General features: G+C 40.6%; 18 protein-coding genes and 1 tRNA gene. 9 read left to right on the top strand and 10 right to left on the bottom strand.

All coding sequences use genetic code 11. The features are described 5' to 3' along the window. Positions 1–318: 318 nt before the first annotated feature. The 5 genes from H5186_RS15190 to H5186_RS15170 all read right to left on the bottom strand — a co-directional run bounded on the left by H5186_RS15190 (position 319) and on the right by H5186_RS15170 (position 6,366). Positions 319–870, bottom strand: a complete 552-nt coding sequence (locus tag H5186_RS15190) for a cytochrome b (protein WP_145235009.1) — start codon at positions 868–870, stop codon at positions 319–321. Between the two features lie 318 nt (positions 871–1,188). Continuing rightward, on the bottom strand, positions 1,189–1,650 hold the full coding sequence (locus H5186_RS15185) for a GNAT family N-acetyltransferase (protein WP_182761168.1): 462 nt from the start codon (positions 1,648–1,650) through the stop codon (positions 1,189–1,191). 187 nt (positions 1,651–1,837) lie between these two features. Further along, positions 1,838–4,273, bottom strand: a complete 2,436-nt coding sequence (locus tag H5186_RS15180) for an ABC transporter permease (protein WP_182794634.1) — start codon at positions 4,271–4,273, stop codon at positions 1,838–1,840. 87 nt (positions 4,274–4,360) lie between these two features. Beyond that, positions 4,361–5,098: an ABC transporter ATP-binding protein gene (locus tag H5186_RS15175; protein WP_182794633.1), complete on the bottom strand. Its 738-nt coding sequence runs from the start codon at positions 5,096–5,098 to the stop codon at positions 4,361–4,363. Between the two features lie 17 nt (positions 5,099–5,115). Next, positions 5,116–6,366 (bottom strand): HlyD family secretion protein, encoded by a 1,251-nt coding sequence (locus H5186_RS15170; RefSeq protein ID WP_182794632.1) that lies wholly within the window; start codon positions 6,364–6,366, stop codon positions 5,116–5,118. A 344-nt stretch (positions 6,367–6,710) separates the two neighbouring features. Here H5186_RS15170 and H5186_RS15165 point away from each other — a divergent pair, with 344 nt between their 5' ends. From H5186_RS15165 to H5186_RS15150, 4 genes are all read left to right on the top strand, one after another. Next, a complete protein-coding gene (locus tag H5186_RS15165) occupies positions 6,711–8,060 on the top strand; it encodes a sigma-54 dependent transcriptional regulator (protein WP_182768243.1) in 1,350 nt (449 codons plus the stop codon). After that, complete coding sequence (locus tag H5186_RS15160) at positions 8,057–9,352, top strand: PAS domain-containing sensor histidine kinase (protein ID WP_259400345.1); 1,296 nt, start codon at positions 8,057–8,059, stop codon at positions 9,350–9,352. The genes H5186_RS15165 and H5186_RS15160 overlap by 4 nt, the downstream gene beginning before the upstream one ends. Positions 9,353–9,579: 227 nt before the next feature. After that, positions 9,580–9,963 carry a DUF1842 domain-containing protein gene (locus H5186_RS15155; RefSeq protein WP_182719468.1) on the top strand — a complete coding sequence of 128 codons (384 nt, stop codon included), beginning with the start codon at positions 9,580–9,582 and terminating at the stop codon, positions 9,961–9,963. A 430-nt stretch (positions 9,964–10,393) separates the two neighbouring features. Then, positions 10,394–12,298, top strand: a complete 1,905-nt coding sequence (locus H5186_RS15150) for a hypothetical protein (RefSeq protein ID WP_182719467.1) — start codon at positions 10,394–10,396, stop codon at positions 12,296–12,298. A gap of 133 nt (positions 12,299–12,431) precedes the next feature. On the opposite strand, the gene H5186_RS15145 is transcribed toward H5186_RS15150, so the two are convergent. Further along, positions 12,432–12,516, bottom strand: a tRNA-Leu gene (locus H5186_RS15145). A 261-nt stretch (positions 12,517–12,777) separates the two neighbouring features. On the opposite strand from H5186_RS15145, the gene H5186_RS15140 reads away from it, so the two are divergent. Further along, positions 12,778–13,272 (top strand): RDD family protein, encoded by a 495-nt coding sequence (locus H5186_RS15140; RefSeq protein ID WP_182719466.1) that lies wholly within the window; start codon positions 12,778–12,780, stop codon positions 13,270–13,272. 32 nt (positions 13,273–13,304) lie between these two features. Here the strand turns inward: H5186_RS15140 and lptG are convergent, their stop codons facing one another. Together lptG and lptF are read right to left on the bottom strand one after the other, a co-directional pair. Then, positions 13,305–14,372 (bottom strand): LPS export ABC transporter permease LptG, encoded by a 1,068-nt coding sequence (gene lptG / locus H5186_RS15135; RefSeq protein WP_182719465.1) that lies wholly within the window; start codon positions 14,370–14,372, stop codon positions 13,305–13,307. After that, entirely contained in the window at positions 14,369–15,481 is a 1,113-nt protein-coding gene (lptF, locus tag H5186_RS15130) for an LPS export ABC transporter permease LptF (protein ID WP_149981256.1), read from the bottom strand. Before lptF ends, lptG begins: the two co-directional genes overlap by 4 nt. A gap of 264 nt (positions 15,482–15,745) precedes the next feature. Here lptF and pepA point away from each other — a divergent pair, with 264 nt between their 5' ends. The 3 genes from pepA to H5186_RS15115 all read left to right on the top strand — a co-directional run bounded on the left by pepA (position 15,746) and on the right by H5186_RS15115 (position 20,794). Further along, a complete protein-coding gene (pepA, locus tag H5186_RS15125; protein ID WP_145234985.1) occupies positions 15,746–17,257 on the top strand; it encodes a leucyl aminopeptidase in 1,512 nt (503 codons plus the stop codon). Positions 17,258–17,431: 174 nt separating this feature from the next. After that, positions 17,432–17,878: a DNA polymerase III subunit chi gene (locus H5186_RS15120; RefSeq protein WP_145234983.1), complete on the top strand. Its 447-nt coding sequence runs from the start codon at positions 17,432–17,434 to the stop codon at positions 17,876–17,878. A 60-nt stretch (positions 17,879–17,938) separates the two neighbouring features. Further along, positions 17,939–20,794 carry a valine--tRNA ligase gene (locus H5186_RS15115; RefSeq protein WP_182794631.1) on the top strand — a complete coding sequence of 952 codons (2,856 nt, stop codon included), beginning with the start codon at positions 17,939–17,941 and terminating at the stop codon, positions 20,792–20,794. A gap of 97 nt (positions 20,795–20,891) precedes the next feature. On the opposite strand, the gene H5186_RS15110 is transcribed toward H5186_RS15115, so the two are convergent. Beyond that, the gene (locus H5186_RS15110) at positions 20,892–22,154 is read right to left on the bottom strand and encodes an outer membrane protein transport protein (RefSeq protein WP_145234979.1); all 1,263 of its coding nucleotides are present in this window, start codon (positions 22,152–22,154) and stop codon (positions 20,892–20,894) included. A 289-nt stretch (positions 22,155–22,443) separates the two neighbouring features. Here H5186_RS15110 and H5186_RS23100 point away from each other — a divergent pair, with 289 nt between their 5' ends. Then, on the top strand, positions 22,444–22,785 hold the full coding sequence (locus H5186_RS23100; protein WP_149981258.1) for a hypothetical protein: 342 nt from the start codon (positions 22,444–22,446) through the stop codon (positions 22,783–22,785). On the opposite strand, the gene H5186_RS15105 is transcribed toward H5186_RS23100, so the two are convergent. After that, complete coding sequence (locus H5186_RS15105; RefSeq protein WP_182761178.1) at positions 22,745–23,962, bottom strand: HD-GYP domain-containing protein; 1,218 nt, start codon at positions 23,960–23,962, stop codon at positions 22,745–22,747. The genes H5186_RS23100 and H5186_RS15105 overlap by 41 nt on opposite strands. Between the last annotated feature and the right edge of the window lie 82 nt (positions 23,963–24,044).

Here is a 24,044-nt window from a genome sequence, read left to right as displayed (position 1 = left end):
CTGCTGGCGAGGGTCGTCAATTGATTCGAAATATTTAAATAGTTGAATATCAGGCATGGGGGCTCCTTAAAAAGGAGTATAAGATCATACTTTTAAGTCAAGGTAAAGTTCGTGATCTTGCCCTGGCACATATCCTTGAATATGTGCGCAAACAACAGTTTGAGCACTTAATTAGCTATTATATTTAGTCAATTTCAATTTCCTGTGATCACTTTTAGCCGAACTTCGTCAAAGTGGCAATAGCGTTAAGTCAAACAGAAAGTAGCAAAATTAAAAAAGGGAGACTGAATCTCCCTTTTTTAAAATTTTTATTCGCTGTTATTTTTTCGGCAAACGCATTCTTGCAACCGTATTATCAGATAAAACATAATGGTGGAATAAGGCGGCGGCGGCATGTAATCCAATCAAGTAATAACCAACTTCCCCTGCGGTTTCATGCAGCTCTTTGATGGTTTTAGCCAAGTCTAAATCTTTACTGGCCAATGGCGGCAGCTCTAGACCAAAAAACGGAATTGGTTTGCCTGCCGTGCTCAAAATTAACCATCCAGCAATAGGCATAGCAAACATGAAACCATACAAAATAACATGCACTAGTTTGGCCAGGTTATTTTGCCACTTAGCTGGTTCTGGTTTTATATCAGGAGCCGAGCCACCCACTACGCGAGCAATTAGCCTAACGCTTACTAAAGCTAAAACCGATAAACCAAGCATAAAATGCCACATTTTAAAGGCATCTCGGGTTGTAGTCCCTTTGTCGAATAATTCGCGCAGTTCAATACTTGCGTAAACAGCGACTATCAATATGAACATAAGCCAATGCAAAGCAATGGAGAGCGTATTGTAATGAGTTGTCGTGTTTTTTAAATTCATAATGCCTCTCGAAAAATGAAACGTCTCAACCTACCTCTTATGTTTTGAGAGCTTGAAGAGGTAACCTCTACCCTTGTACGTATTAAATACTCCACATACAGTAACCTATCGTTACTAAGTATTTAGTGATCTAAAACATAAAATTTGTATTTCAAAAATCATGTTTAAATATGGTTGGTTAAGCGTAAACAGTAAAACTTAAGTGATTGGCATAACAAAATAACAACCGTTGGTTACCTTTCGATAAGTATTTGCTAGTTAAACTAATAATTGAAAAGAAATTGAATTTACAACGTTTTTTACACTGTGGCTTTTGAATCAAACAATGCCAGTTCGAAGCATGGCCAGCTTTTCAATACCGTGTTCGGGCGTCCATCTTTTAAACTCAACAAAGTCATGCTTTTTATATAACTTAATAGCGGGCTCGTTAACTACTGCGGTTTCAACTATCGCTGTTGATGCTGTTTCAATAAAGTTAGTTAACGCATAGCGGATTAACTTATCGGCGATGCCTTTTCTAAAATGCTTTGGGTCAACCGTTAAGCTATTAATTTCTAATCGCTCATTGATAATTACCAGTTCAATAACCCCTGCAAGCTGAGTATCGTCATAAAATCCATAAAAAAGCGTTTGCGAATTGTGTATGTCATTAACAGTGCGCGATAAAGGCGGAAAATTCTGCGTACCTATTAATTCAGCTTCTATTTTATAAGAGCGTTGAAAGGTGGTGTAAATTTGCTTTGCGACTGCCTCATTTGCATTATCTAACTTTGCAATCATTGACTGAAATCCCTGTTGTAGCATTTTTAGTTGTATAGACTGCAGATAATAACATTCAGCCCGTACCATCTTTATAATTATTATTAACTTATCAACGTGCCAAATTTTATAAAGTGTTTTTAAAAGAGCTAGTTGAAGGAGCTGATTTAAGCCTTTTACTCAATCAGTCCCTCCTAAACTACACACTTTACTGTTGTGATCCTTGTACACCGTAAATTGCAGGGCGCTTTAGCTGGGCACTTAAAGGTAAATAACACGCCAGTGCGCCAAGGCTAATTACAAACAATAAAGTCATGAATAACATACCAAGCTGCATAATTTGCGGTACTCCATCCGCAATCAGTTGTAGTGGTTGTTGTAAAGCCAGCAATAACGCAATACTGAGTATTATACCCGTTACGATTGCGCTGCCATTTTGCTTAAATACTAACAAAAACAATGCCAGTGGCTTTGCGCCAACACACAAATGAATACCAATTTCAGCACGCCTTAATAACACTGAGTAGCGCATAATACCTATCAAACCAATACTGGTTAAGGCAATAGTGGCAGCAATGATCATCAGCGTTGTCGCCGATACTACATATTGACGAAACAGTGCTGTATCGCGCTGTGCATTTAATGGCGCTAATTGATGAACTGATAAGCCTGAATCAATAGATTGTAATAAGGTGTTAAGCGTATTTTTTGTTAAGTGCTGAGCATTTTTAAACTCGATAATAAATGAATTATAACCAGCACGAGTCAAATAAGCTTTAGGCTCAAGCGACGTTTTCCCCGGTATAAGCATTGTTTTAACTATGCCTATTATTACTAAATCATTTTCGCGCCCTGAAGTTATATCAAAACTCAAATGCATACCCAATGCATTACCATCATTTGATAATTTTTCTGCTAGTACATCATTAATAATAATAACATTCGCATTACTTTTAGTATCCTCGTTTGTAAAACCACGTCCTTGTAATACGGGTTGTTTAAGTAATGAAAAATACTGCTCATCAACTGATTTACCATAAGGTAATACGTTTTGATTGCTTGCTACCTCAACCAATGACCAAGTAATTAAATTATCGTTTATAGGTGATGATGAACGACTTACTTGCCTAACCTCTGGCAGTAAAGCAAGCTCGTTAGCTACTTGCTCTAATAGCTGATTTGCTTTGTCTCTATCAGCCGCCACATGGCTTGCTACATTAACCTTTAAACTCGTTAATTGCTCAAGTGGCAGTGTGAAAGCCTCGTCAATATTACTTTTATTAACGCTAAAAACTAAAAAGTTAATAAACAATAATGTACACGCTACAGCTACTTGAAAAGCGACCAAGCCTTGCCATACGCGCTTGCCCACCTGCACTGTCGTCCCTTTTCCTGCTGACTTTAAACTACTTATCAGTTGTTGGTAATTTACTATTCGCGTACATAAAAAAGCGAACAGCGTCGTTAATATTAAGCCGCTAACCAGTGTGATAAGGAATGATACTGCATTAATAGAAAGCTCATTGGCGCGCGGTAATATTGCCATGGCAAAATCGCTTAAGGTTGCTAAAAAAATCGCCGCTAACGCAAGGCCTATTATACTTGCTAAGGCTATTAGTAAGGCAACCTCCAGCCAAAACTGTTTAAACAAAGTAAACCGTGTTGCGCCCAGCGCCGCACTCAGTGCTAATGTGTGTTTACGCGCTGCAGTTCTTACAATAAACACGTTACTAATGTTTACACAGGCAATAATAACCAACCCCGTTACAGCTAAAATGAGCCAATAAATATTCTGCGGTGTCTCTTTTAATATTACTGTTTGCAAGGTGTTTAGCTCAAGTTCGATATGCCAACCTGCAAAGAATGCTTCGGTCGTAATATGCTGTTGCCATACATCATCCACATACTGCGATAACCTTTTACTCGCCTGCTCAATGCTTACATCGCTTGGTAATTTAGCCACAAAATGGCTGCGCGAGTAACGGTTCCACCAAAATGGTTTAGCCTCTGCAGAGGTTAAATTATAATCCCACGGCAACCATACGTCAGTGACCTGCCCTGTTTTGATAAGTGCAGGCGATTTAAAGTTGGCTGCAGCCACACCTATAATTTTGAATTGCTGAGCGCCCACACTAAGTGTTTGACCTATTATGTTTTCTTTACTGGCAAAGTCATTTTGCCATGTTCGATAACTTATAACGGCAACGGGGTTAAAACTATCAAGAGCTTCAGTTTGCGTAAAACCTCGTCCTAAATGTAGCTTAATTGCAAACATTTCAAACCACTGAGGGGTAACAAATGAGGTGTTTACTATGGGTAAGCCCGCTACATCATCAAGGCGTTGTTCACCGTAATACACCAACGCAGCTTGCTCAAATAATTTATGATTTTTATATAAATCAATCAGTGCAGGGTAATTAAAAGCGCGGGTATTAAGCGCCCCGGTTTGGTCTATTTGAGCATATTCAGCTTTTACTAACCGCATTTGCTCAGGGTATGGCAATGGTTTTAACAGCATAATATAGGCAAGTGTTAATACAGTAATTAATGCAGCTAAAACAATACTTAACGTCGCTACAACACTTAAACTGTAAACTTTATGATTAGTTATATTAAGTAATGCATTTTTTAAATTATAAGTCATTATGGCACTCCGTTAAGTTATCCCTTAATAGCCATTGACGTTTTATTATTTTTGGATATTCCATTTTACTCTCACTAAACAGGTTATTTAAGCACTTAGCTGATCTTTTATACCCACAGCCCCTAGCATCTCACCATCCAATAGCTTTAGTTGCCTTGTAGCCATATCACAGTAACGCGGGTCATGTGTCACCATGCAAATAGTGGTGCCGGCTGCATGTAGCTCACTTAATACATGCATAACTTGATCTCCCGATTTTGAGTCTAAATTACCCGTTGGCTCATCAACTAATAATATTGCCGGTTCAGTCACCAGCGCTCGGGCTATCGCCACGCGTTGCTGCTGTCCACCAGATAATTGGTTAGGTTTATGACTCATACGATGCCCAAGCCCTACTTTTTCAAGGCACGCTTTTACTTTTTCAGCAATTATTTGCTTGTTTGGTTTATAGTGGTGATAACGCAGTGGTAATGCCACGTTGTCGAACACACTTAACTCATCAATTAAATTAAATGATTGAAAAATAAATCCTATTTTTGCATTGCGAGTTTCAGCAGCCTGATTCAGCGAAAGTGCAGAGACGTCTTTACCGTCAATTAAATATTCACCGCTGGTTGGCATATCAAGTAAACCCAATAATGAAAGTAATGTTGATTTACCACAGCCAGATGGCCCCGATATCGACAAGTATTCACCGCGATAAATACACAAATCAATACTACGCAGTGCATAGGTTTGTAACTCTTGGGTTTCAAATACCTTACTAATTCCTTTCATTGCTAATACGACATCGGCTTGGGTGTTCGTTATTTTTTGCTCTGTCATTATTTTTATCCTGTTCATTAGTTAATTAGAATTTCGCTATTGCTGCGAGTAAGGTTGGTTAAATCTGAAATAATCAATTGCTGATCTAACTGTGCGCCGCTTAGTATTTCGATAAAGCGCCCAGCCTCGCGACCAAATTTGATATCAACCAAGTGTGCGCTTTGCTGCTGTGAGTTTACCTGATACAGATCTCTTACACTGTGCGGTTTTACGTTTGCTGGGCGCTCGATATAAGTAACATCTTTTAGCTGTGCGACCTTAATATTGGCATCGACGGTTAATTGCGGCCGAACATTTTCAGGGAGCTCTTTAGGCAACGATAACTCTACCTCTACTGTATTATTACTCACCACAGGGCTGATGCGTGACACCTTTGCCATAACAACACCGCGGCGTGTATCTACTTCTGCGAGCTGCCCTAACCGAATATCATCTACTTGATTTTGTGGTACTTGAATAATTGCAATTAACGAATCAACCGAGCCGATAAGCGCAACTTCTTGCCCTGCATTTACGCTTTGCCCAAGCTCAATCGGTAAACGCTGTAATACCCCATCCATTCCCGCTACTACAGATAGATTGGCCAATTGTGTTTGTGCCATAACTACTAACCCTTGTTGCTGTTTAATTTGCTCAAGCTGAATGTTTTCAGATTCTATGTGCACGGCTTTTAGTTGCTCTGAACGTTGCTTAGCTATTGCTAATTGCTGGCGAAGTTGTTGCTCGTCTAACACGCTACGCTGATAATTAAGCGTTGAGACTATGCCCTGTTCAACCAAACTGGTTTCAGCTTTTAATTTTAGTTTGGCATTTTCGTAAGCGGCATGGCTTTGCGCCACATGAGAGCGCTCGTTTAATAACTCGCGAGTATTGTTTAATCTTAACTGGCGTAAGTTAGCATTGAGTTTATTAAGTTCTTGCTGCGCATTTTCGAGCTGTTGCTCAAGCGCTGGATTGGCTAACTGCACAATCACTGAGTCACTGGTCACTATTGCGCCTGGTTTTAATAAAATAGCCTGCACAGTGGCCAACGTTTTTGCCGTAAGCAATTGCTGCTGCGCAGATTTAAGTTCACCATAACCTGTAACCGTAATCGCAAGCGCGCCTTGGCGTACATCACTAATAATAATATTACTGCGCGATACTGACACACCTACTTGACTGCTGCGCTGATAAATCACTGCCACAATTAAAATAACAGCCAGTAATAAAATTAGCTTATGCCAAAGCGATAACTGCTTGACTACTTTTGTTTTTACTATGTCCATATTGCACCGCATTATGCTTTGTATATCTAAGCTATAGCGAAACACGTGCCAACATTAAAAATCAATAAATACAAACAATTACAAGTATGTACTATTTAAAAATTCTTATTGAGCGGCGATACCGGACTCCTCAGTATCAATTTGAGACTGGCCCTAGTTAAAGGCTTTCACTTCGACAGACAGGCTAACCCAAAATCGGACGCAAGCAGTCCGTAATCGGACTGGAACACCTACTGAAATCACCTTTAAATAGCTAACAAGCTGAAATACAAAAATAAAATCACTGGCATAGAAATCGCTATACGCTACAATCAACCTGTGCTTATTCACCTATTTGGAAGTTTATGCCTGCCACTATTTTGATCATTGAAGATAGCCCCGAAATCCGCCTAAGCGCGCGCTTTATTTTAGAAGATAACGGCTACCAAGTGCTCGAATGCGACTCACCTTTTAGCGCGCAAGCAGTAGTTAAAGATAGCCAAGCGATTGACCTTATTTTGCTCGATATGAATTTTACCCGCGACACCACATCAGGTGACGAAGGTTTGGCGTTTTTACAGCACTTACATAAACAACAGTTAGATATCCCTGTCATCGCAATGACTGCGTGGTCGAGCGTAGATCTAGCGGTTCGCGCTATGCAACACGGTGCGTGTGACTTTATTGAAAAGCCATGGCAAAACCAGCGCTTATTAAAATTGCTCGATCAGCAACTCACACTTAAAAAGTTAAACAAACAAAATCAAAAGTTGCTGCAACAGCTTAACGATCGTGCCTCGCCTGCATTTGTGTATCAGTCACACGCTATGCAACAACTGATAAGTCAGTTAGCTAAGGTGGCTAAAACCGATGCTAACATTTTACTAACCGGTGAAAATGGTACGGGTAAGAGCCAATTAGCACAATGGCTTCATCAGCAGTCAACGCGCCATACACAACCGTTTATTGCAGTGAATATGGGGGCTATTGTTGAATCGTTATTTGAAAGCGAAATGTTTGGTCATAAAAAAGGTGCGTTTACTGATGCTAAAAATGAGCGCATTGGCCGCTTTGAACTGGCCGATAACGGCAGTTTATTTTTAGACGAAATAGCCAATATACCACTACCACAACAAGCAAAATTATTACGGGTACTCGAAAGCCAAGAGTTTGAGATGGTTGGCGCGAGTCACACTAAAAAAACCAATGTACGCTTGATCAGTGCCACCAATGGCGATATTGCCACACTGATAAAACAAGGCCAGTTTAGAGAAGATTTATACTATCGGATAAACACTTTGGAGTTTGTAATACCGCCACTACGCGAACGCATTGAAGATATAGTGCCTTTGTGCGAGCACTTTATAAATTTACATGCTAAAAAATACTCAAGCACCATACTTACATTGAGTGAATGCGCTAAACAGGAATTAAACCACTATACTTGGCCGGGCAATGTACGCGAGCTAAGCCATGTGATTGAACGGGCAATATTGTTAGCAACAACCGACACATTGACCGCCGATGACTTAAACCTGCACAGCAGTCAAATCAATAACACATTACCACTAATGACACTAGAGCACGCAGAGCGCCAATTAATTGATTTAGCCCTCAAGCAGACCCAAGGCCATATTCCTAACGCCGCTAAATTATTAGGTTTAGGTAAATCTTCTATGTATCGTCGCCTTGAAAAATACAGGATTACCGTATGAAAAGCAGTATGACACTTAGTTGTCTTTATCACTCATCGCTGGAACGCAGTTTAATTGGCTTTGCATTTTTTAGTAGCACTTTAGCAGCGTTGGGGTGCTATTTTATTGGCCAATATTTTGCTTTATCTGTTGTTACTTCTGCCGTTATCTCAATCCTATTTTTAGCTATTTATCTTAAGCTGTTTATTCGTACCTATAAAAAAGTGATCAACAGCTTTAACCGCAATTACGCCCACCTAGATGCCATTTTAAACGAAGATTATAACCAGCTCGTTAAGCCCAGCTATCAGGCGGGGAGTATTCACCAATTACAACAAAGCTTGATTGAGTTAAGTGAAGAGTTATTTAAAAAGAAGTCGCGATACGATCAGCATATTTTTTTGGTGTACCAATTAATTGAGCATTTTAATGTGCCGATCATGGTGCTCGATCAATATAATAAGCTCAGTTATGCCAATAATGCGTTTAGCGAATTTAAACAGACTCAATGGCAAACCTTACGCTATGCAAGCGCTGAACAATTAGGGCTTACAAAGCAAGACGCACATTGGCAATTTAGCGATGTTATTACAGCCCAGCAATGGCAAATACGCCACAGTGAATTTATAGAGCAAGGCAGCTGTCATCAACTTATTGTTATGATCGACATCACCTCAGCCCTTCGCGAAAGCCAACTGCAAGCATGGCAGCAAATTATTCGCGTACTCGGTCACGAAATTCGCAACTCACTCACACCAGTTACTGCAATGGCTGAAAATCTCGCCGTGAAGCTCACCGAGCCACGACAAATACAAGCACTTAATGTTATAAGTGAGCGCTGTAATTATCTTAATGAATTTGTCACGCGCTATGGCGATATAAATAAACCACTGGCACTTAATATAGTAGCAATAGACACCGACACATTTTTAAAACAAGTGTGCGCAATATACCCTGACGTTGCATTTAGCTGCGTAACAGACGCCGCAACTTTTAAGGCCGACCGCACGTTTATTCATCAAGTCATGATCAATCTAATAAAAAATGCCATCGAAGCAAGCACCCCGCCCGTTAAAGTAACATTAGGTGTGCATAAGCAAGGAAAAGTAAGCTGCATCACCATTGATGATAACGGCCAAGGCCTTGCCAACCCCGATAACATATTCGTGCCGTTTTACACCACTAAACAACAAGGTCAAGGGATTGGTCTAAGCTTTTGTCGCAACGTGATAGAGCAGCATCATGGTAGTTTGAGCTTAGCGAATAAAGAAAAACACCAAGGTGCAGTCGCAACAATACTATTGCCAGTGTAGCTAGCTTCGAAAAGAAATACTAAAAAGAACATTTAGTTTAATCAGCGAATACTTTGTAAAAGCAGCCCCTATTCTAAAAAACAACGATAAAAAAACCTGTACGCCCTCAAACTCAACTTCATGTAATACGCTGTAATATGTCTTTTGTGGTGGTCATTCTACAATTTCACTCGGTTACTTAGTATCCATATAACAGTGCGAATGCAATCTACAAAAGGAACAAGAAAATGTCTGATGAAAGCTTATATCTCGTTAAATTACAATTTCAATCTGGTGTTGTTGGTGGTGGCTCTATGGAAATTCAGTTTGCTGTAGATCCAAAAACAGGTTCATTAAATGGTCGAGCGAATGGCAGCATCCAAGAAGGAACGCAGCATTCACCTCATTTCACCGCTAGCGCATCGGGCCATATGCATGCAACTGGCTATAATGATGTAACTAAAGTTGGCGCGCTAACAGGTCAAGCAGTGGTGTCTTTTCCACCACCTGCAATTGGTAGTTACCAGTCACCTTTTACGGCAAGCTTTGGCGTTGATAACCAATGGAATGGCAAAGGCAGTTTTTCAGTGGGTGATAATACCTACCAATGCAAAGTGAGTCTAATCGACTAAGCTGATTAAAAATAGTTTTTCTATTAAATGGCATTCAATCCAGTTGAATGTCATTTAATAATTCACCAAGCAGCGTCATTACTACCCTTCTTCAAGCTCTCGCCAAAGCTTATGGCTTAGCACTTTATTTCAGGCATAAAAAACCGACCAATTTGGTCCGCTTCACGTTTATAAAAACGTTGAAAAACAGTGTCGACTTGCTTTGCTATGATTTAATTAGGATTGCCTAACTTTTTTATCATTTGTTTAAGCCTTTGTATTCATTTAACTAGGCATTCATATAACTAGCTTTAGTAGCAAAACTTCAATAGAAGAATCTTCAACAAAGCGCTTAATGACTTAAAGCATTTCCTTCTTAACTTTACCTACGTTTGGTCCATTCAAGTTAACCATCTGATATAATCGCATAAAATATTAAGGAAAATTAGTGATGAAACTAAAAACAACAGCTGTCTGCCTTTTAACCTTACTACTTTCTGCCTGTGGTGGGGGAAGTAGCTCTGAAGAACAACAAAAAGCAGCAAATAACAAACCTACTATAGCGGGTGAGTTCAGTTTTGAACTCGCTGCGGGATCTAGTTTAGAACATGCACTTACTGTAAGCGATAAAGACAACGACACAGTAACTGTCTCTGTAATAAACAAACCTGATTGGCTAAGCTATGAACTAAGTGAAAATACACTAACGCTCAGTGCTTCGCCTACTTTTTTTGACATAGCTGAACATCAAGTCGACCTATCAATTAGTGATGGTAAAGAGTCGAACCAGTTTAACCTAAGTATTGACGTTCACTATGATGCCGTTAACTTTCCTGGCGAAGCAATTACACTTGCAGATAAAGAATTAATCGGCACGTGGACTACAGCTGACTCTAGCTCACTATTTCATTTTTCAGCTGACCAAACAGGTTTTGCAAAAATTGACAGTGACAACTTTATGTTTAACTGGAATAACCCAGATGATGTTGAACTGCATACTCAAGAGTTTGAATGCATTGCAAATTGCATGCGTTCAAAGTTTATACCTCTCGAGATTTTAGCTAAGAAAGCTAATTCTATCCTAGCTAAAAAGTACATAAGTGAAACCGAATTCACTTGGCTTACCCTGATTAAAGGCGAGAAAAAAGCGCTTAGTTTTGATACTTATAGCGATCAACGCCAAGAGCAAACACTTAGACTAAGCCAACTAGGTAATGAAGAAGGCGTCAAATATACTTTCTTTGCCAATGTAGCGATTAAAGCAGAAGGTTACACTCAGTTGGCTGGATTTCACGAGAATGTAATTCTAACTGACGGTATATATCAATTTATTGAGCCTGAAGAGAAAGGTAATAGTATATTTGGGCAAGACTATACAAAAACGTTTCAAAATACTGATGGCTCATATCAACAAATCAGTTTTTCTGTTCAATTAAAACAAGCCGAACTCATTGCAAGCTTAGATGATTTTGCTGTTTTTGAAGTCACCTATCATTTTATCCCTCAAACATCTCAAGATACGGCTAATTGGCCTGAGCTTGAAAAAGAGCTTGTTGATCGCAAAACCTATAAAGTATTTAGAGGTGTTGCAGAGGCGCCAGTTCCTGAATTTTCAGCGGGTGATGTGTTATTCGGCTTATCTCCATTGTATTCAAGTGTGCAATTAGCTGATGGAAGTTCCTTTAAAATAATCAATGCACCTATCACGGTTGATTCAGAAACTTCAGGACATTACTCAGTGAAAGACGCACTTACTGGTGAAGAGTCTACTTATGATATTACGTTCAGCAACTTGGGCGATACTTTAGAATTCACCATAGGTATTGAAACTAGAAATGTACGCTATGTAAAACTCTACGATAATCGCATTGCTACTGTAGACGATTTTTACTCCAGCAAAAAACAATCAAGCTACTCTTACGCTAATCTAGCCCAAGCAGATACTACCTATAATGCGACTCAAGAAGATTATATGAAAACCTTCTATGTTAACGATTTAAACTTGTTAAATAACAACAAACATGCCGTTATAGAGCCTCACGATAACGGTACAGCCATTGTTTATAGCGGTGGTATTTTTGGCCCTAATGGCCGTTGGCAGTTTGAAGAAGACAATAGCATGAGCTTCGTAACTCCTTGTAGTCAAGATGAAACAATAAGCAGTTGTATCGATAATTCTGAAGAAGTTGATGTGATCAACTACAAACTTTTCAAAAAGGAAAAAGCCGGCTATTGGTTTTTAAGGTCTCATAGCAACCAAGACAAATACTCAGATGGAAAAATAGCCCAATCAGTAACACAAAGTATTCAATTCTTAAAACTATGCGATAGCGTCTGTATATACAGAAGTAATTAACTAAAAATCAAACGATTAATGCAGATTATACGGTATTAATCGTTTGCCACATCATATGGCTATAAACTAACAACTGACCACTTTATTTCAGGCATAAAAAAACCCCGACCAATGTGGTCAGGGTTATTAAAAGTGGTACCAGCGGCCGGACTTGAACCGGCACGCCTTGCGGCAGGGGATTTTGAATCCCCCATGTATACCAATTTCATCACGCTGGCATCATTTTTCTTTAACCTTCTAACATGAGAAGATAAAGAAAAACCACTTTAGAGCTAGGACTTATCAAGCTGTCTTTGTCTCTATGCCATGCATTATACAAACAATAAGAGGAGCAGCAAGCGTTTTTTACAAAACCACGATCAACCGCTTAACAATTGAGCAACCATTAACATTCACTCATAAAAGCTACTAACTGTGCGGCTAGTATTTGTCTCGCTATTTGCTAAACTAGCGCGCATATTAACTTTGTGAGTTTGTTTATGTCTGCTGAATTTCCGCGTGCGAGCTTTTGGCGTCGCTTTGCCTCTTTAATTTACGACTCTTTAGTTGTGATTTCGCTATCTATGCTTACTGCCATACTTTACTTTGCAGCCATTCAGGGGTTAATTGGCTTAGATCTAATTATGCAGACAGAAGATCCGGCCGCCTTAATTCAGGACTCTCCATTGCTGTACGGTATTCGCAGTGCATTATTCGTTGGTGTAAATATTATATTTTTTGTCTATTTTTGGACTAAGAGTGGCCAAACGATTGGTATGCGCGCATGGCGTTTAAAAGTACAAACTCGCGATGGTAAGCTAATTAGTTGGCCACAAGCCGTTATTCGCAGCGTAACCGCATTACTTGGCTTAGGTAATTTAGTGGTATTAGTTGATTTTAAAAACAAACGAGCGCTGCAAGATTACCTGTCTAAAACCGAGGTTGTTGCGCTAACAAAAGAAGAAAACAAACGAATTTATCGTTCTTTAGATTAGCAATAAGGAGCTAGGCTGCTAGCTCCCCGTTATCAATTTCGCTTATTAAGCAAGTAAGTCGCAAAACCTATAAATATTATGCTTGGTAAAGTCGCCCCGATTATCGCAGGGATTTGATACACCATCACCACAGGACCAAATATTTCATTGGTTAGGTGAAATGCAATACCGGTTACTACGCCCATTACAATCCGCGCGCCCATCGTCACCGTACGCAGTGGGCCAAATATAAACGACAGCGCCACTAATAACATCACCGCTATCGATACTGGCTGCATAATCTTACGCCATAAAGCAAGCTCGTAGGTGCTAGTATCTTGCTCATTTTGTTTCAAATAACCTAAATATGACCACAACCCTGTAAATGACAGAGACTCTGGTTTTACCGATACGACACCCAGCTTTTCAGCTGTAAGTTGTGATTCGTAAAACTCTTCTTTTTGCTGCTGTGTGCTGATCAACTCTTCACTGAGTTGCACTTTATTTACATCTCGAAGTAACCAACCGTCTTTACGGCCTACCGCTTCGCGGGCTTTGGTAATTTGTGTAAGTTGTAGTGAACTATCAAAATGATACATGTTCACGCCATGTAATACGCCGTTTTGGTCAACATCTTCTATATTAATAAAGTTATTGCCATCTTTGGCCCATACACCTTGCTGAGCGTTAAATACATCACCACCATGTATTGCTTGATTACGCATTTCTTTCGCTTTAAGTTGTGTCGCTGGTGCGCCCCACTCGCCTAATGCCATCATACAAAGCGCCATAAATATTGCGGTTTTCATTACTGAGAGAATAATTTGCAAACGCGACATACCGGCGGCTTGCATCACCACCAGTTCACTATTTGATGCAAGTGCCCCAAGCCCCGTTAAGCCACCAATTAAAGCGGCCATTGGGAAGAACACCACAAGATCATCTGGCATGCTATATAAGGTATATAGCAAAGCAGTTCCAATATCGTAGCTTCCGCGACCGACTGATTTAAGCTGCTCAATAAATTTAATCAGGGTACTGATCCCAACTAAGACCATCAAAGCAAAACCGGTGGTTTGTAAAACACTGCGGCCTAAATACCAATCAAGCGTTTTCATCATGCGCCTAACTCCCGCTTAGTTAATACTGCTTTTAACCATGCGCCGAGCGGTCGCCCTTTGATAATCAAAAAGCCGCCAATAAATAAAGCGCTTAAATGGATCCACCACAGGCCAATTGAAGGCGGAATTTTACCATCCTCAATCGCAAACTTTGCAGCATTCAATAAGATGAAATAACCTAAATACAAGCTGATGGCAGGCACTAATTTAGCAAACTTACCTTGGCGCGGATTAACGACACTCAATGGTACTGCTAATAAAGTAAGTAGTGGAATAGAAAGCGGTATAGCAAGACGCCACTGCCACTGAGCAATCGCGTCTGTCGTTTTCATCGCAAACAGATCTATGGTCGGCACAGCTTCAAGTTTACGGCGTTGATGTTCTATTTCTTGCTCACGAATTTGTACGCTATAGCCATCAAATTCGGTTAAATTTAGCGCAGGGGTTTTGCCGTCGGTTTCGTAACGCTTACCGTCACTGAGTACCAATTGCTGCTCACCGCTTTCTTGCTCGATCACTACACCCCGCTGCGCATATACTAACCGTGCGAGATTATCTTTTTCGCTGTCTGGTAGTTGCGCTACAAATACTTTGTGTAGTTCTTTGCCGCCTTTTTCGATGTTATGAATAAACACCACCGCTTTTTCGTTACCTGTTTGTTGAAAGCGCCCAGCCCGCAGCGCTGATAACCCGGCATCCGCTTTGGCTTGTTCTTTCAATTGATATTCTTGCTCACTCGCCCATGGGGCTATATATAAAGTCAGTACTCCTGCCAATAGCGCCAATACCACACTAGAAACTAAGGTTACACGCACTACGTACCATTCACTAACACCACAGGCTTTGAGAACGGTCATTTCACTGTCGGCATAAATGCGACTATAGGCGAGAATAATCCCTAAAAAGATACTTAGCGGTAATATTAATGATGCCAATTGCGGTAACTTTAGTGCAATCATTGACAGCACTAACTTAGCAGGAATGCCGCCTTCAGAGGCATCGCCAAGAATAACAACAAACTTTTGCGACAAAAAAATTGTCATCAAAGTTAAAAATACGGCGACCTGAGACTTTAAAACTTCAGTGGTCAAATAACGGAAAATTAGCAATGATCGCCCCTGTTAAACATGATGTTTTACTTCAAGAGTAAGAAAATTTGAGTAAACTTAGGGTTTTATTATATGTCATCAACATTAAATATCATACCTAGCAACTCGATATATTGTCGCATTAGTGGTATTGATGGCTACAAAAGTATAAAGTTCAAATACACATAATGAGTCAGCGTTTATAAGCTAATATTAAGCTAGTATCTGGATTTTTATTTTATTACCCTTATTTAAGGGTTAAATGACTCAAAATTAGGAGTGACAATGGAATTTAGCGTAAAAAGTGGTAGTCCTGAAAAGCAACGTAGCGCATGTATTGTAGTTGGCGTTTATGAGCCACGTCGTTTATCCCCCATTGGTGAACAACTCGATAAAATCAGTGATGGTTATATCTCTAATTTATTGCGTCGCGGCGACCTTGAAGGCAAGCCGGGACAAGTGCTGTTATTGCATCATGTACCCAATGTGTTAAGTGAACGCATACTATTGGTCGGCTGTGGTAAAGAGCGCGAGCTAGACGACAAACAATACAAACAAATTATTTCAAAAACTATCAATACCTTAAATGAAACTGGGTCGATGGAAGCGGTATGCTTTTTAACTGAGCAACATGTTAAAAGTCGCGACACCTACTGGAAAGTCCGCCAAGCGGTCGAAACCACCCAAGACTGCTTGTACACATTTAACCAATTAAAAAGCAAAAAAAGTGACCCGCGTCGCCCGCTGCGTAAAATTGTGTTTAACGTACCAACTCGCCGCGAACTTACCATTGGTGAAAGCGCCATTGAACATGGCCTAGCGATTGCTGCAGGTAGTAAGTTATGTAAAGACGTAGCGAACATGCCACCAAACATATGTAATCCTGCATATTTAGGTGAACAAGCGCAAGAACTTGCAGCTAACTTTGACAACGTTACGGTTGATATAATTGGCGAAGATAAAATGGCAGAGTTAGGTATGAATTCATACTTAGCAGTTGGTCGTGGTAGTGATAACGAATCTATTATGTCGGTAATTAACTACCAAGGCGGCGCGAAAGATCAAGCCCCAATCGTGCTAGTTGGTAAAGGTTTAACCTTTGACTCAGGTGGTATTTCACTCAAACCAGGCGAAGCCATGGATGAAATGAAATACGACATGGGCGGTGCAGCCGGTGTTATTGGCGCAATGCGTGCTTTGGTGCAAATGCAATTACCGATTAACGTAATTGGTGTACTCGCAGGTTGTGAAAACATGCCAAGCTCGAATGCTTATCGTCCGGGTGATATTTTGACCACTATGTCAGGGCAAACAGTTGAAGTACTAAATACCGACGCTGAAGGCCGCCTAGTATTATGTGATGCACTCACTTATGTCGAGCGCTTTGAACCTGAAACCGTGATTGATGTCGCTACTTTAACTGGCGCTTGTATTGTTGCCCTTGGCGCTCATGCAACGGGGTTATTATCTAACCACAACCCACTGGCACATGACTTGTTAAAAGCATCTGAGCAAAGTGGCGACCGTGCGTGGCAGTTACCACTGTGGGATGATTATCAAGATCAACTAGAAAGTCCATTTGCTGATTTTACTAACTTAGGCGGCCGCTCTGCGGGAACGATAACAGCAGCATGCTTCTTATCTAAGTTTACTAAAAAGTATAACTGGGCCCATTTAGATATCGCAGGCACTGCTTGGCGCAGTGGTAAAAACAAAGGCGCAACAGGTCGACCGGTGCCAATGCTTACGCAATATTTACTCAACCGTGCCGGTGTAAGCGAAACCAGCCAAGATTAAACCCCGCGTTTAACAATACATTGTAAATTTAAATAAGGCGCTTTTTAGCGCCTTATTTATTCCCCACTTATTAACGTATAAATTAGCGTATTAATTGAAGCAAAACGCGTTATATGGCAAAATCCCTGCTTTGATTTAAGTATTATTTTCAATACTGTGGGAAGCCCCGATACAATGAGCATGAACGCCCAGTTTTTCGTTCTAAAGCAACAAGATGAGTCATTAGCCAAGGCTGATGATCACTTTAGCTTAGCGGCTGATATTGCTGCTGAACAGTATCGTCTTGGTCATCGTATCTTTATTTACGTTGATGATCTTGAAATTGCCCATGCCATTGATGAAACTATTTGGTCATTCGACCCCGACAGTTTTGTGCCTCACAATCTCCAAGGTGAAGGTCCAAAAGGTGGTGCGCCCGTTGAAATAGGTACTACCCCGCCAGTCGGTAATCGTAAAGTTTTAATTAACTTGGCTGCACAATTGCCGGACTTTATTCGTCGGTTTAACCAAGTTTTTGATTTTGTGCCCGTTGAAGCCACTGCTAAACAAGCTGCCCGTGAGCGCTTTAAAAAGCTACGCCAACTCGGTGCTAATATCACCACGCAAGATATTAATAGCTAACATACCTTTTGTATAAATAGCTAACTAACTCATTTAAGTACTTATTTAAGGTTCTGTGTAATGGATAAAACCTACAATCCGCAAGATATTGAACAGTCGTTATACCAAGACTGGGAACAAAAAGGCTACTTCAAACCATCAGGTAAAGGCGATGCATATTCAATTATGATCCCGCCACCCAATGTCACTGGTAGCTTACACATGGGCCACGCTTTCCAAGACACCATTATGGATACCTTAACGCGTTTTAAACGTATGCAAGGTAATAACACATTATGGCAAGTAGGTACTGACCACGCAGGTATTGCTACGCAAATGCTGGTTGAACGTAAACTCTCTGCTGAAGAAGGTAAAACACGCCACGACTTAGGCCGTGAAGCTTTCATCGACAAAATTTGGCAGTGGAAAGAACAATCTGGCGGGACTATCACAAAACAACTTCGTCGCCTTGGCGCATCGGTTGACTGGGATCGTGAACGTTTCACTATGGATGACGGCTTATCAGAAGCAGTTAAAGAAGTGTTTGTACGCTTACACAAAGAAGATTTAATTTATCGTGGTAAGCGCCTAGTAAACTGGGATCCAAAGCTACACACGGCTATCTCTGATCTTGAAGTTGAAAACAAAGACAAACAAGGCCACATGTGGCACCTACGTTACCCATTGGCTGATGGTGTTACAACCCAAGACGGTAAAAACTACATTGTAGTGGCAACGACTCGCCCAGAGACCATGCTTGGTGACTCAGGCGTTGCAGTAAACCCAGATGACGAACGCTATCAAGACTTGATCGGTAAAGAGATTTTACTGCCGATTGTTAATCGTCGAATTAAAATTGTTGCTGATGAACATGCCGATAAAGACAAAGGCACTGGTTGTGTAAAAATCACGCCAGCACACGACTTTAACGATAACGAAGTTGGTAAGCGTCATCAAATGCCGTTGATCAATATCTTCGATAAAGATGCCGCAATTCTAAGCCAAGGCGAAACCTACACCTTTGATGGTAAAGAGCTTGAGTTTGATGCACCAATTCCTGAGCGCCTGCATGGTCTTGACCGCTTCGATGCACGTAAAGCAATTGTGGCTGAATTTGAACAATTAGGCTTACTTGAAAAAATTGAAGATCACGCTCTAACCGTACCTTACGGCGACCGCTCTGGTGTGGTTATTGAACCGCTACTTACTGACCAATGGTATGTACGTGTTGCACCACTGGCTGAGCCTGCAAAAGACGCAGTAAAAAATGGCGATATTCAATTTGTACCTAAGCAATACGAGAACATGTATTTCTCGTGGATGAACGACGTACAAGATTGGTGTATTTCGCGCCAGTTGTGGTGGGGTCACCGCATTCCAGCTTGGTACGACAGCGAAGGCAACGTTTTTGTTGGCCGTGATGAAGCAGAAGTACGTCGTGAAAACAACATTGCTGATAGCGTAACACTTAGCCAAGACGAAGATGTACTCGATACCTGGTTCTCATCAGCACTTTGGACTTTTTCAACCCAAGGCTGGCCTGCGAACACAGATGATTTGAAAACTTTCCACCCGTCTGACGTATTGGTAACTGGTTTTGATATTATCTTCTTCTGGGTAGCGCGCATGATCATGATGACCATGCATTTCATCAAAGATGATAACGGCAATCCACAAGTGCCCTTTAAAACGGTTTACGTTACGGGTCTTATTCGCGATGAAAATGGCGATAAAATGTCAAAATCTAAAGGTAACGTACTTGATCCAATCGATATGATTGACGGTATCGACCTTGAAAGCTTAGTAACAAAACGCACCAGTAACCTGATGCAAGAAAAAGTCGCTAAGAAAATCGAAAAAGATACTCGTAAAACCTTTGATAACGGCATTGAAGCCCACGGTACAGATGCACTGCGCTTTACTTTAGCGGCAATGGCATCGACTGGTCGTGACATCAACTGGGATATGAACCGCCTTGAAGGTTACCGCAACTTCTGTAATAAGTTGTGGAACGCCAGCCGTTATGTACTAATGAACACCGAAGAGCAAGATTGTGGCTTTACAAATGATGCAGTTAAAGAGTATTCACTTGCTGATCGTTGGATCTTAGGCCAATTTGAAGCAACTGTTAAAACCTATACTGAGCACTTAGATAACTACCGTTTTGACCTTGCAGCAAATACGCTTTATGAGTTCACTTGGAACCAATTTTGCGATTGGTACTTAGAGCTGACAAAGCCTGTATTATTCAAAGGCAATGAAGCACAACAACGTGGTACGCGTCATACACTGATCACTGTGCTTGAAAGCCTACTGCGCTTAATGCACCCAATGATGCCATACATTACCGAAACGATTTGGCAACGTGTTGCGCCACTGGCAGGTCTTGAAACAGCGAACACTAGTATCATGGTACAAGCCTTCCCTGTTTACAATGAAGCTAACGTTGATGCAAAAGCAATGGATGATTTAGAGTGGGTTAAGCAATTCATTTTAGCCATTCGTAACATTCGTGGTGAAATGGATATTAGCCCAAGCAAGCCGTTATCAGTATTACTAGCAAATGCATCTGCGGATGATGTACGTCGTATTGAAGAAAATAAATCTTTCTTAGCATCACTTGCTAAAATTGAAGAATTTACGCTGCTTGATAACAAAGATGACGCACCTGCATGTGCAACATCTTATGTTGGTAACCTTGAGATCATGATCCCAATGGCAGGTCTAATCGATGTTGACGCCGAACTTGCACGTATTGCTAAGCAGCTTGAAAAAGCCGAAAAAGGCCTAGCTCAAGTGCAAAATAAACTAGCAAACGAAAAGTTTGTTAACAATGCACCTGAAGCAGTCCTTGCTAAAGAAAATGAGAAACTTGCAGAGTTCTCAGATGCGAAAGCAAAACTACTTGAGCAAAAAGCCAAGATCGAAAACTTGTAACTAGATGCGGGGAACCCCGCACAGCTAGACACAAAAAAAGCCGCGTTAATAAATAACGCGGCTTTTTATTTGCGCGGGATAAACCCGCGCCTACAAATTAAAACGTGTAGTTATACTGCGCACCAAATAAGTATGCATGGCCTTTTGATTCAAAGCCCCACTGCTGACCTAAGCCATCAGATTCAGTAAAGTTTTGTGTTTTACCACGGAGAATACTCATACCAATATCTAGGTTTGCTTGTTCGCTCATGGTGTAGTTAACACCAAACGAGTACCAAAAACGGTCAGTATCAGGGATAGAAATTGACAGGTGTTTTTGATCGGCTGGTGATTCATCATAAGCAATACCAGCACGTAATAGTACAGCATCGTTAAACTGATAATCGCCACCGATTGAGTAACGCATTGAGTTTGAGAAGTGCTCATCTTTAGAGAATACAGGTGTATCTTTGCCTGGAACATAAGCTTCTAGCTTTTGGAAACTATCCCAACCAGTCCATAATACACTGTAGTGTAAGCCTGTTTTCTCATCTAACTGGTGTGTACCAGAGAACTCAGCAATCGCAGGGAGAGTGATTTCAACACTTCCAGGTACACTTACGCCAGCTAGGCCACCGATTTGTGCAGGTAATTGGTTAGAAAACTCGCCATCAAATGTGATATCTGTCTCGCTACGATAGTTAAAACCAAAGCGACTATTTTCATCAATCTGATAGCTAGCTCCTAAGTTCCAACCAAAGCCAGTATCATCGCCTTCTAAATGTACTGCTTGAGTTTGTGCTGGTAAACCTAATGGATTGGCACCAAAGTTACGAATGATTTTCGCATCTGCATAAACATAGTTTAAGCCAAGGCCAACACTAAATTGCTCATTGATTTTGTATGAACCACTTACGTTCATATTTACAGTAACAATCTCTGTTTCACCTGCAAGCTGGCCTGCAGGGTAATCTGCTTCAAATTCAGTTGATAAACCAAAATTTGAAAACGCACCAAAACCAACAGCAAACTTGTCATCGATAGGCATTACAAAATAACCTGCAGGAACAAAAGCGGCTGGCGCAATACTGCTGTCGTTTAGTTGACCAGGGTTAACTGATTGATTACTAGCTTCAGTGCCACGAAGGCTGACATCTGGAATGACAGCAATACCTGCAATACTTAGCTGCTGCTCTTTAAATACAGACATAAGAGCTGGATTACGCGCAACTACAGAGGCATCATCAGCCACTGCTGCTTCACCAGCATATGCACGCCCTAAGCCAGAGGCATTTTGCTCTGCAAGCTGGAAAGCCGCTGCAAACGTATCTGCAGACATAACAGCAAGTGATGCTGCAATTAAAGTTTTTGTAAATTTCATTGTGTTTCCTTAACCAAACAAAATGCTTGGGTTCCCATGTGTTGTCTCTAATTATTAGGAGTAAGTTACTTCAAAACCTTTGCACAGTACCTTACTTTTAAATAAAAAACTGTAACAAAGCGTTAAAAAACCCCATAAAAACCATTTTTTAACAGCAAAGCAACAGTTTTTTAAAACTCATCGGATAAGCTGCTGCGAAAAACCAATTTGCAATTAATTATCATTTAGATTGACTTGTTTAATATGCACTATTAGACTGCCAAACAGGACTAGCAAAGGAGATGAAGCGGTGGAAATAGGATTAATTATTGCTGCGTTGGCTTTTTGTGGGGTAAGTGTATATTGCTTTTGCAAAGCTAATTTTTGTGCCTGCACTAGAGCTGGTGAATGCGATAACCCTGTTAACCATTATTGGTTAGGTGCTATTGTTTGTGCTTTAGTCGCACTAGTGTGCTGCTGCAGTGCGTTACATTCAGAGAATGGGACTTTATTGTGGCTATTATTAATGGTGAGTTGCTTCAGTGGTGCGCTATTATCGGCTAAGCAATCAACTAAAAAACACTGTAACAAAGCAATAACCAAAAAACCGCTTAAACCAACAGATGCTCTTTTAACAAACGAGCCAAATTAAGCTGATAATCTAATGGTTTGATACTCGCTAAAATCTTTAAGTCATGATCTGGTGAAGTTAAATCAACATCTTTTGCCGTAATATGATGACTATGCTTAGCATTATAGAAAACTTTAACTTTAGGTTGAATGGGGTTCTGATGATTACCTTCGGTTACTAATGCCAACCGTTCATTAGTTAATTTAACAATCGTGCCGACTGGATGTACACCTAAACACTTAATAAACCGCTGTACTAGCTCGCCATCAAACATGTGTTTATTAGCAAGTAAATAGCGCAGTGCGTTGACCGGTTCATCACCTAATTGATGGGGCCTGTCCGCTGTCATGGCGTCATACACATCAACTATCGCCATAATTCGTGCTGGTCGACTAAGTTTTTCACCCAGAAGACCTCGAGGATAGCCACTGCCATCTAAGCGCTCATGGTGATTAACTATCATATCAAGCATTAATGGGGTAATGCCTTTTTCGCCTTTTACCAAGCCTAAACTTTGCGCTACATGCTTTTTAATCGCTTGCATCTCAAGTTTATTTACTTTTTCAGGTTTAGAAAAAATCCCTTGTGGTAATTTAGCTTGTCCCAAATCGTGCAGCAAGGCACCCATGGCAAGCTCTTGCACAACACTTTCTTTGTAACCTAAGTACTTGGCAAATACAGTGACAAAAATAGCGCAGTTAGTCATATGTCGCCAGTTGTACATATGCTTATCTTTAATGCGGGTTAAAATAGTCATTGCATTATGATTACGAAATACCGATGCCACAATATCTTTAGCTATACCATCAAGCAGTGCGATATTCATCTTTAAGCCTGAGGTAACGTCGCCATATAAACTTTGTAAATTACGATTATGTTGCTCATAGCTCACACTCGCTTTAGCAAACTCTTGCTCAACTGAAATAACCTTTTTTATCTTTAATTTATTAGGGTTATTGGCCGTTGCAGCAGCGACTTCAGGTTTGAGCTGATATTTGGCAGGAACACTCACATCACTTTGCGTAAAATCTATCAGCAGCTCTTGAACTCCTTCGGATACCAAGCGCTTAATGATCGATTTATCGCGAACTAGGCCGCGAGTTTTGATTTTTATACTATCAACCCCCTCAAACTGCTTGCTAACACTGTCAACAAACATTCCTGGTACGAGTTCAGAAATTGGAAGGGTAATAAGCATATAAAGTGATTAATTCATTTCAAAAAATAATAATTACTGATTATCAACGATCCACTACAAATGTCTATAACAAAAGTAACGA

Source organism: Pseudoalteromonas sp. SG41-2, assembly GCF_014164535.1.
In the GTDB taxonomy this organism is placed as follows: domain Bacteria; phylum Pseudomonadota; class Gammaproteobacteria; order Enterobacterales; family Alteromonadaceae; genus Pseudoalteromonas; species Pseudoalteromonas rhizosphaerae.
The sequence above is the reverse complement of the archived record's forward strand: the minus strand, read 5'-3'. Positions and strand labels throughout refer to the sequence as shown.

Coding starts and splice junctions, on each gene's coding strand:
- H5186_RS15155 (WP_182719468.1), top strand. CDS start 9,580: ATGTCTGATGAAAGCTTATATCTCGTTAAATTACAATTTCAATCTGGT.
- H5186_RS15110 (WP_145234979.1), bottom strand. CDS start 22,154: ATGAAATTTACAAAAACTTTAATTGCAGCATCACTTGCTGTTATGTCT.
- pepA (WP_145234985.1), top strand. CDS start 15,746: ATGGAATTTAGCGTAAAAAGTGGTAGTCCTGAAAAGCAACGTAGCGCA.
- lptG (WP_182719465.1), bottom strand. CDS start 14,372: ATGATGAAAACGCTTGATTGGTATTTAGGCCGCAGTGTTTTACAAACC.
- H5186_RS15140 (WP_182719466.1), top strand. CDS start 12,778: ATGTCTGCTGAATTTCCGCGTGCGAGCTTTTGGCGTCGCTTTGCCTCT.
- H5186_RS15165 (WP_182768243.1), top strand. CDS start 6,711: ATGCCTGCCACTATTTTGATCATTGAAGATAGCCCCGAAATCCGCCTA.
- H5186_RS15115 (WP_182794631.1), top strand. CDS start 17,939: ATGGATAAAACCTACAATCCGCAAGATATTGAACAGTCGTTATACCAA.
- H5186_RS15160 (WP_259400345.1), top strand. CDS start 8,057: ATGAAAAGCAGTATGACACTTAGTTGTCTTTATCACTCATCGCTGGAA.
- H5186_RS15150 (WP_182719467.1), top strand. CDS start 10,394: ATGAAACTAAAAACAACAGCTGTCTGCCTTTTAACCTTACTACTTTCT.
- H5186_RS15180 (WP_182794634.1), bottom strand. CDS start 4,273: ATGACTTATAATTTAAAAAATGCATTACTTAATATAACTAATCATAAA.
- H5186_RS15170 (WP_182794632.1), bottom strand. CDS start 6,366: ATGGACATAGTAAAAACAAAAGTAGTCAAGCAGTTATCGCTTTGGCAT.
- H5186_RS15175 (WP_182794633.1), bottom strand. CDS start 5,098: ATGACAGAGCAAAAAATAACGAACACCCAAGCCGATGTCGTATTAGCA.
- H5186_RS15190 (WP_145235009.1), bottom strand. CDS start 870: ATGAATTTAAAAAACACGACAACTCATTACAATACGCTCTCCATTGCT.
- H5186_RS15185 (WP_182761168.1), bottom strand. CDS start 1,650: ATGATTGCAAAGTTAGATAATGCAAATGAGGCAGTCGCAAAGCAAATT.
- H5186_RS15120 (WP_145234983.1), top strand. CDS start 17,432: ATGAGCATGAACGCCCAGTTTTTCGTTCTAAAGCAACAAGATGAGTCA.
- H5186_RS15105 (WP_182761178.1), bottom strand. CDS start 23,962: ATGCTTATTACCCTTCCAATTTCTGAACTCGTACCAGGAATGTTTGTT.